This is a genomic window from Acidithiobacillus sp. TH-A36 (assembly GCF_057473445.1).
This window is the reverse complement of record NZ_JBYCKP010000165.1, coordinates 1-9,802: the sequence shown is the minus strand read 5'-3', so window position 1 is coordinate 9,802 and position 9,802 is coordinate 1. Positions and strand designations below refer to the sequence as shown.

The 9,802-nt window shown below is 55.8% G+C and carries 8 protein-coding genes and 1 pseudogene; all 9 read left to right on the top strand.

Going from position 1 to position 9,802, the window contains the following annotated elements; translation table 11 throughout:
• Positions 1-250 (top strand): annotated as a pseudogene (locus AC2VLY_RS04510) (alginate export family protein); the annotation flags it as partial.
• 240 nt (positions 251-490) lie between these two features.
• Positions 491-2,935 (top strand): nitrite reductase large subunit NirB, encoded by a 2,445-nt coding sequence (gene nirB / locus AC2VLY_RS04505; protein ID WP_486921833.1) that lies wholly within the window; start codon positions 491-493, stop codon positions 2,933-2,935.
• Positions 2,936-2,945: 10 nt separating this feature from the next.
• A complete protein-coding gene (gene nirD / locus AC2VLY_RS04500) occupies positions 2,946-3,266 on the top strand; it encodes a nitrite reductase small subunit NirD (RefSeq protein WP_193649642.1) in 321 nt (106 codons plus the stop codon).
• A complete protein-coding gene (locus AC2VLY_RS04495; RefSeq protein WP_486921832.1) occupies positions 3,263-6,049 on the top strand; it encodes a nitrate reductase in 2,787 nt (928 codons plus the stop codon). Before nirD ends, AC2VLY_RS04495 begins: the two co-directional genes overlap by 4 nt.
• Positions 6,046-7,074, top strand: a complete 1,029-nt coding sequence (ybiB, locus tag AC2VLY_RS04490; RefSeq protein ID WP_486921831.1) for a DNA-binding protein YbiB — start codon at positions 6,046-6,048, stop codon at positions 7,072-7,074. The genes AC2VLY_RS04495 and ybiB overlap by 4 nt, the downstream gene beginning before the upstream one ends.
• A gap of 14 nt (positions 7,075-7,088) precedes the next feature.
• A complete protein-coding gene (cobA, locus tag AC2VLY_RS04485; RefSeq protein WP_486921830.1) occupies positions 7,089-7,877 on the top strand; it encodes a uroporphyrinogen-III C-methyltransferase in 789 nt (262 codons plus the stop codon).
• A 10-nt stretch (positions 7,878-7,887) separates the two neighbouring features.
• Complete coding sequence (locus AC2VLY_RS04480; protein ID WP_075323959.1) at positions 7,888-8,244, top strand: sirohydrochlorin chelatase; 357 nt, start codon at positions 7,888-7,890, stop codon at positions 8,242-8,244.
• Positions 8,245-8,248: 4 nt separating this feature from the next.
• The gene (locus AC2VLY_RS04475) at positions 8,249-8,827 is read left to right on the top strand and encodes an ANTAR domain-containing response regulator (RefSeq protein ID WP_486921829.1); all 579 of its coding nucleotides are present in this window, start codon (positions 8,249-8,251) and stop codon (positions 8,825-8,827) included.
• Between the two features lie 143 nt (positions 8,828-8,970).
• Positions 8,971-9,802 (top strand): DMT family transporter (locus AC2VLY_RS04470; protein WP_486921828.1); only part of this gene is annotated, 832 nt, incomplete at its 3' end.

Here is a 9,802-nt window from a genome sequence, read left to right as displayed (position 1 = left end):
CCCCCCAAAGGGGCTGCGTAGCCTTTACTTTACGGCTACTGGAAAAATCATGAAAACCCAACTGATGGCTACCTATTACGATTTTCAGGCTGATCATGGCGCTGCCCATTATGGGAATGAGCTGGATCTATCCGTAACCCATGGTTTTTCCAGACATTGGAGTGCCGGGGTGCAATATGCGGACTACCGGCGGAGCAGCTATGGGGTCAATACCGAAGGAGCCTGGGTGTTTGTCAATGCAAAATTCTAGTCAGGCAGCGGGAGCAATTGCACTAATTTGGTGCGGTTGCACCAGGCCTTGCACTGATTTCTGACAATCTGATCGGGGCATAAAATTTAACATTTTGTTTTTATTAAGATCATCACCAGGCACATCTATTGCTTAATAAGTTTCGAAGCGATTCGCGAGGATCGCCGGTATGCAAAACGGCAAAGGCGTCGTCAGCAATTCAGCTGACTGGCGCCTTTTTTCTATTTTGGGAGCCCAGCAATGCACATTACAGTTCCACGAAAACCCCGTCTGGTCGTTGTCGGCAATGGCATGGCAGGCATCCGTGCGGTCGAAGAACTTTTGAAAATGGCACCGGATCTTTATGAGATCAGCGTATTCGGTGCCGAACCCCATCCCAACTACAACCGGATTCTCCTGACTCCAGTGCTGGCCGGAGAAATGACTCTGGAAGAAACCATCCTCAATCCTCTGGAGTGGTATGCCGAGCATGGAATCCAGTTATTTACCGGTAATCCAGTGACACGCATTGATCGGGTCAAACGCCAGGTTATTACCGCCGATGGCAAAGCGACCCCCTATGATCGTTTACTGCTGGCAACCGGCGCAGCCGCTGCCATGGCGCCCGTACCGGGCAATCATTTGCCGGGCGTTCTGAGTTATCGGGATATGGCGGATGTGGAAGCACTGACCAAAAGCAGCGCGCTCGGCGGTCAGGCCGTGGTCATCGGTGGCGGCCTGTTGGGACTGGAAGTTGCCCATGGTCTGCGGGCCAGGGGAATGGAGGTCACGGTCATTCATCGTCGCGCCTGGCCTTTGGACAAGCAACTGGATCAACGGGGTGGTGTGCTTTTGCAAAAAGCCATGGAAGCCCGGGGCGTCCGGTTTTTGCTGGGTAAGGAAACCGCAGAAATTCTCGGCACGACGCATGTCACCGGACTGCGTTTCAGCGATGGCACGGAAATTCCGGCGGATGTGCTGGTCATGACCATTGGCATCAAACCACGCATCGAACTGGCCCAGGCTGCAGGCTTACAGTGTGAAACCGGCATTCTGGTCAATGACACCCTGCAAACCTACGACCCACGCATTTATGCCGTGGGAGAGTGCGTCCAGCATCGCGGTCAGACCTATGGTCTGGTAGCTCCCCTGTTTGAGCAGGCCAAGGTAGCCGCCAATCATCTGGCGGAATATGGACGGATGCGCTATCAGGGTTCCGTCACCAGCACCAAGCTCAAGGTTACCGGCATCGAACTGTTTTCTGCAGGGAATTTCACGGGCGGAGAAGATTGCGAAGAAGTCACACTGCTGGACGGCAGCCAAGGGGTTTACAAAAAAGTCATCCTCCAGGAAAACAGGGTGGTGGGTGGCCTGCTCTACGGCGATACCAGCATCGGTCCGTGGCTGTTTCAACTCATGCGTGACGGCACCGACGTATCGGCCTTTCGGGATAATATTGTTTTTGGTGAAACCCATCTGGGGGATGCCGGTCATTCCGGAGAAAATCAGGCGGCGCGCCTGCCGGACAACGCCGAAATCTGTGGCTGCAATGGCGTGGCCAAAGGCAGCATTGTCAAAGCCATCCGCGAACAGGGATTGTTTACTCTGGACGATGTACGCAAATGTACCAAGGCCAGCGCTTCCTGCGGTTCCTGTACCGGTTTGGTGGAGCAGTTATTGTCCAGCACCCTCGGCGGATTTTATGACAGCACCCCGAAGAAAAAGGCCCTGTGTGGCTGTACTGAGCTCAGTCATCAGGAAGTTCGTGACGCCATCGTCAAGGAAAAGCTCCTCTCGGTTCGCCAGGTCTTTGCTTATCTGGAATGGCGCCACCCCGCCGGCTGCGCCACCTGCCGTCCGGCCGTCAATTACTATGTGCGGACCGCCTGGCCCATGGAAGGTCTGGACGATCCGCAATCCCGCTTCATCAATGAACGGGCCCATGCCAATATTCAGAAAGACGGCACCTATTCGGTCATTCCCCGCATTTATGGAGGGGTCACCAGTCCTGCGGAACTAAAACGTATTGCGGAAGTCGCCGAGCGCCATCACGTCCCCATGGTGAAATTTACCGGCGGACAGCGTCTCGATCTGCTTGGGGTAAAAAAAGAGGATCTGCCCAAAATCTGGGCGGAGCTGGATATGCCTTCGGGTCATGCTTACGGAAAAGCTTTACGTACCGTCAAATCCTGTGTGGGTAGCGAATTTTGCCGTTTTGGTGTGCAGGACAGTACCCGCCTTGCCATTGAACTGGAAAAAAATCTTGAACGCATGTGGGCACCCCATAAGGTCAAGCTCGCCGCATCTGGCTGTCCACGTAACTGCGCCGAGAGCACCATCAAGGACGTGGGGATTATTGGCGTGGATTCGGGCTGGGAAATCTATGTGGGAGGGAATGGCGGCATGAAAGTGCGCGCTGCTGATCTGCTTTGCAAGGTAAAAACCCACGAGGAAGTTCTGGAAATGGCCAAGGCATTTTTGCAGATGTATCGGGAAGATGCCCAATATCTGGAGCGCACCGCGCCCTGGGTAGAACGGATCGGACTGGAAAAGATCAAGGCCACCATAGTCGACGACGCCAACACCCGAAAAACCCTGGCAGAACGCATGGATTTTGCCCTGTCTCAGGAAAAGGATCCCTGGAAGGAAGCTGTATCCGGCCGGCTGGATATTCACGCAGCCCCCATACGCCGTATTCCGGCCTGAGGAGAACAACATGGAATGGATGGCATTAGGTACTCTTGAAGAAATTCCTGCTCGGGGTGGTCGTTATGTAGAGACACCATTGGGAGAAATTGCGGTTCTGCGCAATGAAAATGATGAAGTTTTCGCGGTCAGCAACCAATGTCCCCATCGCGGCGGGCCTCTCTCCGAAGGGTTTGTTTCCGGCAAACTCGTTTTTTGCCCTTTACACAACTGGCAAATTGATCTGGAAAAGGGCGAAGCCGTAGCACCGGATTCCGGCTGTGTCAAAAGATTTCCCATCCGTATGGAGGGCGGGCAGATCTGGCTGGGCTTGCAGGAAATCACCCCATGAGCCTGCTTCGCACCCAACAATCCGTCCCCTTGCAACGTCTGGAGAGCAAATCCGTTTGCCCTTACTGTGGAACCGGCTGTGGCGTCATCATCGAACATGATGGTCAACAGATTACCGGGGTACGCGGCGATCCCGATCATCCAGCCAATTATGGTCAGCTTTGCAGTAAAGGCAGCACCCTGCATCTGAGTTGTCATGGCAGTGATCGGGCCAGTGAACCACTTCGGCGTGACCGGGCCAGTGGCGACTGGACAGCGCTCAACTGGACTGCGGCACTCACCCAAATGGCGGAGAGCTGGGCGGAAATCATCCACCGGCAGGGACCCCAGGCCGTAGCCCTCTATGTTTCCGGGCAACTCCCCACAGAAGACTATTATGTGGCCAACAAACTGGCCAAAGGCTTTATTGGCACCAATCATATTGATACCAATTCCCGCCTGTGTATGGCTTCCGCTGTCACCGGTTACAAACGCAGCCTGGGGATGGATTCCGTCCCCTGTGCCTATGAAGATCTGGAAGAAACGGATTGTCTGTTTATTGTCGGTGCCAATGTGGCCTATGCCCACCCCATTCTGTTTCGGCGCATTGAAGCCGCCAAACTGCGCCGCCCGGAACTCAAAATTATCGTTGCGGATCCACGTCGCACCCCCACGGCATCCATCGCTGACATTTTTTTACCCCTGCAACCCGGTACGGATGTCGCGCTCTTCCACGGCATGCTCCATATCCTGATCTGGGAAGATCTCATTGATCGGGAATATATCGCAACCCATACCGAAGGCTGGGAAGAACTCAAGGTACGGGTTCAGAATTATACCCCGCAGCGGGTCGCCGAAATCTGCCATATTTCCGAAGCGGAGCTCCACGCTGCTGCCCAGGCCTTTGGAGAATCACCCAGCGTCCTTTCCCTTTGGTGTCAGGGGCTCAACCAGTCCAGTCACGGCACCGACAAAAATAGCAGCCTCATCAATTTGCATCTGGCGACCGGGCAAATTGGCCGTCCCGGAGCCGGGCCTTTCAGTCTCACCGGACAACCCAACGCCATGGGTGGCCGGGAAACCGGAGGCATGCCCGCCCTGCTTCCCGGTCATCGGGAAGTGGCCAATCCCGGGCACCGTTCTGAAATAGCTGCCCTTTGGGAGATTTCCAACATTCATCCCCAACCCGGATATACGGCGGTCCCCCTGTTTCAGGCAGTGGAGCGGGGCGAAATTGAAAGTATCTGGATCAGCTGTACCAATCCGGTATTGTCCATGCCCGATCAACAGCAGGTTCAAAGAGCGCTTGACCGGGCCCGGCTGGTCGTTTTGCAGGACAGTTACCTCGGCACCGAAACCGCCGACTACAGTGATCTGCTCTTCCCCGCAGCCAGCTGGGGAGAACGGGAAGCGCTGGTCACCAATTCCGAACGGTGCATCAGTCATCTGCAAAAAGCCGTACCCGCTCCTGGAGAAGCGCGTCCCGACTGGATGATTTATCGGGATTTTGCTTTTGCCCTGGGAGCAGCTTTGGATCAACTCCAGCATCCCCTCCCCGATCATCACGATAACAGTTGGCATGACCGGGCAAAGCGTCTGTTCGATTTTCCGGACTCTGCCAGTATTTTCCGCGAATATCAGCGCTGCACCCGGGGGCGGGATCTGGACATCAGCGGTCTGGACTTTGCACTTCTGGATAGTCAGGGACCACAGCAATGGCCCTTCCCGACTGGAGCCAGGATCGGGCAAAAACGCCTTTACAGTGATGGTGTTTTCCCTACTCCCAGTGGTCGTGCCCGGTTTCATGCGCCAGAATTTCAGGGGGTCGCCGAAGAAATTGATGCCCGTTATCCCCTCCGGCTGACTACCGGCCGCTTGCGCGATCAATGGCACTCCATGAGTCGTACCGGCAAAATCCCCGCACTGTTTGCCAGCGACGAGGAGGCTTTTCTGGAAATACATCCAGAAGATGCGCAACGCCTGAAACTCAAAAACGAGGATCTGGCCCGGGTCATCAGTCGACGTGGCGAAAATGTATTTCGCGTGCGCATTCAAAAAGACCTGCAGCCAGGGCTGGTTTTTGCCCCCATGCATTTTGGCCGGCGCTTTGCACCTGCTGCCCTCTGCAACCAGCTCACTTTGCCCGCCATTGATCCCGTTTCCGGGGAGCCCGAGTTCAAACACACTGCGGTTCGCATAGAACCGGCCATTTTCCCCTGGCAGGGCACGCTCCTGCGCCTGCACAGCGACGAAGCGCATTTTCAGGCCGCACAGCGTATTGCCAGACACTTTCCTTATGCCAGCCTGAGCCGAATACGTCAGGATCAACGCGAAGGTTTCATTTTACGTCTAGCCGGAGAAAAAGCTCCGGCCATACGGGATATTCATGCCTGGGACCAGGCGCTCGGCATGGATGGTCTGGAAGTGCTGGATTATGACGATGCCCGCCGCCATGTGCGCAAACGCCTCTGTATGCAGGGCAGGCAACTGCTGGCTGTGCGCCTGTTTGGTGAAGACGGAACCCGCGACTGGCTCCGCGAACTGATGCTGAGTGGCACCGATGTCGATGCTTACCGTCATGCCCTTTTTGCGCCCAAAGTGCCTGCTGATATGGCCGCGTGGACACGCTCACGGGGTATTTGTGCCTGCACGGGCGTCAATGAAGAACAACTGCGGCACAGTATTGCGGCGGGCAACATCACCTTGAGCCAAATCGCCCAGGATTGCGGTGCCGGAGGTGAATGTGGTTCCTGCAAACCGGAAATCATGGCGATGATTCGCATCGTCCATCAGGAGGCATCATGACGGTGAAATTGAATATGACCAGCCTCATCGGCCGTGTCGCCCGAGGCCGTGAACATGCAGAAGACCTGGACTATGCAGAAGCCAAAAAACTGTTTACGGACTGGCTGCACGGCGATTTACCGGAACTGGCCATGGGTGCCCTATGGACGGCCTACCGCATCAAGGGCGAAAGCGTCGAGGAATTACGCGCTTTTGCCCATGCTCTGGAAGAAAATATCGAATCCATCGCTTTCCAGCACAGCTGCCGGCCGGTCATTTTCCCCAGTTACAACGGCACCCGGCGTGGGGCCAATCTCTTGCCGCTGCTGGCTATGACCCTGACGCGTTGTGGCGTGCCGGTGCTGATACACGGATTCTCTGCGCAGCACGACGCCCATGATCTCCTCTGGGCCGATCATGATCCATCCGGGCGGGTATACAGTGCCGACATTCTCCGTGAATTTGGACTGGCCAGCGCGGAAAACAGCCAGCAGGCCAACACCCTTCTGCATCTTCAGGGTCTCAGTTACCTGCCGGTGGATGCCCTTCATCCCGGTCTGGGCAAAATGCTGGCCTTGCGACAACAGCTCGGGGTGCGCTCCAGCGTACATACTGTCGTCAAGCTTTTTAATCCCTTCCAGAACCCCGCCGTACATTGTGCCGGCGTCACCCATCCGCCCTATTTGCTGCGCCTGCAGGATTATTTCCAGCGGGAACAAAGTACGGCCCTCATTTTGCGGGGAAGCGAAGGAGAATGTTTTGCCAACCCCAAACGCCGTCCGGATTTGCAAGTTTGTCGGCAGGGTGAACCTGCTCTCTGGATGGAAAAAGACACGCAGCCCCTGCAGCAAATGCCTGCACTACCCGAAAACTCGGGTATCACGGCTACCTGTCGCCATATGGAAGCCGTCCTGAATGGACGATTGCCGCTGCCTTTGCCTCTGGTCGATCAGGCATCGTGCCTGCTTTGCCTGAGTGGGCGCTGCGCTGACTTGGACAGTGCGCGTCATCATCTTGCCCATCACTTTTCCCGTTACGCAGCCTGAACTGGAGCCTTCCCATGCAAACCTGCACAACCCCATTTCCTGTTTCCATTGTCGGTGCCGGCCCCGGCGACCCGGAACTCCTCACCCTCAAAGCCGCACAGCGCATTGCGGCTGCTGATATCATTTTTTATGATGCCCTCGCCAATCCCGGTTTACTCGACATGGCACCAGCTGGGTGTAAAAAAGTGGAAGTGGGCAAACGCGGCGGGCAGAACTCCACCCCACAGATACGCATTCACGAACACCTGATCCGTTCGGCCCAACAAGGTTTGAAGGTGGTCCGTCTGAAAGGAGGAGATCCATTTCTCTTTGGGCGCGGAGGCGAAGAATGTCTGGCTCTGCGTGCCGCTCATATCGATTACGAAATCATCCCCGGCATCAGCAGCGGAATGGCAGCAGCGGCTTATGCCGGCGTACCGCTCACCCATCGTCATCGCAGTCAGTCGGTCATTTTCCTGACGGGGCACGAAGCCAGAGGAAGCCATCCTCCAGACTGGTCACGCTATGCCAAGGCGGCAGACACCCTGGTCATTTACATGGGCATCGAACGCATATCCGATATCTGTCAGGGTCTGATGGCGGGCGGTCTGCCTGCTGAAACGCCCTGTCTTGCCGTACAATGGGCGACCATCACGCAAAAACAGGTACAGGCGCCCTTGCAACAATTCAGTACAGCCATCCAGGCAGCAGAGCTAGGCAGTCCGGCGATTCTCATTATTGGTTCCGTCGTGGAATTGGCCGATATTTGTGCGTGGTTTCCCGGTGAAGCCGTTTTACCTTCACAACGCCTGCAACATCCATAAGGAAAAGCGCATGACCGAAGTGCAATTTCTGCTGGCACATGGTTCCCGCAACCCCCAGTGGCGAAAACCTTTTGAGCAGATCGCCGAAAAATTACAGTCAGCTCACCCGGAGCGACAGATTGTTCTGTGTTATCTGGAGATGTGGGAGCCATCTCTGGAGCAGGCCCTGCACTCAGCCTATGCATCGGGTTTACGCCACTTTCGCATATCCCCCTTGTTCTGGAGCAGCGGTCGTCATTTACAGGAGGATCTGCCTGCACTTCTTGAGCAGGTGCAGGTAACATTACCCGATTGCTTCATCCAGGTAGAAGGACCCATCGGCGAATCGGAAATCATCATCCAGGCCGCTCTGCAAGCGCTACAATGAGCCCATGCATCGCATCGTCCTGATCGACAATAATGTGGAGCGTGCAGAAATCCTCCGCGAAGCCCTCGCCAGCGAAGGGCAGATCGTCGTGGATATTTTTGGCTGGTCAGCACTTTCCTGGCAACGTCTGGAAAATCTGCAACCCGATGTCATCATCGCTGAAGCGGGCATTCCTGAACGGGACGTGCTCGAACACATCGTCTTCCTCAGCGAAACCCTGGAACTACCGGTCGTGGTGCTGGGCGCCCCTGAAGATGAAGATACCATGCGGCGGGCTATTCGTGCCGGGGTGGCAGCCTATGTTGCCCATGGCATTTCCGCCCAGGATATTGCCCCCATTCTCAAGGTAGCGGCGCTCCGCTATGCCGAATATCGGCAATTGCGCAAAGAACTCAAAGACACCCAAAATGCCCTCTCCGAGCGCAAGCAAATTGAAAAAGCCAAGGGCATCCTCATGCGCGACCTGCAGATTGACGAAGCCGAAGCCTACCGGCGCATGCGGCGGCTCGCCATGGACAAAGGAAAAAAACTGGGAGAAATTGCCGAAATGATCATTACGGTGGGCGAAGCAGGCAGTTCCTGATCTCCTGGCCGGCCTCCACCAGATCATACTTCAATCCAACCCGCCATTAATCACGGCAAATTATCCATCTTGCCTGCAATAACGATGCTCTTTATGATTCCTGATTCCTTCCAGGGTTACGCCATGAATTTGCAGATGATTCCATGAATATTATCCAGAAGCTGATTCGCCCCGGAATCCCGGCAGCGATTTTCTCCGCGCTGCTTTTTGGTGCCAGCACCCCTCTGGCCAAAATTCTCCTGGCGACGGTCAGCCCCTGGATGCTCGCGGCCCTGCTTTATCTGGGTTCCGGTCTGGGGCTCAGCGTGTATCGGCTGCTGCGCCGCAGTCCGCGCGTCCATTTATCGCGTGCAGACACCTTCTGGTTTGGTGCCTCCGTACTGGCAGGAGGCATCATCGCACCCGTGCTGTTCATGTTCGGACTGCGGGGTGCGGCAGCATCCAATGCCTCCTTGCTGCTCAATGCCGAATCCGTATTCACCACGCTGCTGGCCTGGTGGGTGTTCAAGGAAAACTTTGATCGTCGGATTGCCTGGGGCATGTTCGCCATTGTGCTCGGCATGGTACTGCTCAGCTGGCCCGGTGCCGGAACACTGCAATTTCATATCCAACAGTTGTGGCCAGCAGCGGCCATCATTGCCGCCTGCTTTGCCTGGGGCGTAGACAATAATCTGACCCGGAAAGTCTCCCTGACGGATTCCAGCTGGATTGCCGCCAACAAAGGTTGGGTTTCAGGTAGCGTCAATCTGCTACTCGCCTTATGGCTGGGCAGCGCAATACCGGCTCTACCGGATGCCATTGCTGCCATGGTTCTGGGATTTTTTGCTTACGGGGTCAGCCTCGCCCTGTTTGTGGTTGGCTTACGCCATCTGGGCAGCGCCCGCACGGGAGCCTATTTTTCAAGCGCTCCCTTCTTTGGGGCCATTCTCAGCGTCATCATCCTGGGCACTCCGGTCACCCCGCTACTACTGATCG

Bases quoted from the DNA above. Each gene is read 5' to 3' on its own strand.
- nirB (WP_486921833.1), top strand. From the start codon at position 491: ATGCACATTACAGTTCCACGAAAACCCCGTCTGGTCGTTGTCGGCAAT.
- nirD (WP_193649642.1), top strand. From the start codon at position 2,946: ATGGAATGGATGGCATTAGGTACTCTTGAAGAAATTCCTGCTCGGGGT.
- AC2VLY_RS04475 (WP_486921829.1), top strand. From the start codon at position 8,249: ATGCATCGCATCGTCCTGATCGACAATAATGTGGAGCGTGCAGAAATC.
- AC2VLY_RS04480 (WP_075323959.1), top strand. From the start codon at position 7,888: ATGACCGAAGTGCAATTTCTGCTGGCACATGGTTCCCGCAACCCCCAG.
- AC2VLY_RS04495 (WP_486921832.1), top strand. From the start codon at position 3,263: ATGAGCCTGCTTCGCACCCAACAATCCGTCCCCTTGCAACGTCTGGAG.
- cobA (WP_486921830.1), top strand. From the start codon at position 7,089: ATGCAAACCTGCACAACCCCATTTCCTGTTTCCATTGTCGGTGCCGGC.
- ybiB (WP_486921831.1), top strand. From the start codon at position 6,046: ATGACGGTGAAATTGAATATGACCAGCCTCATCGGCCGTGTCGCCCGA.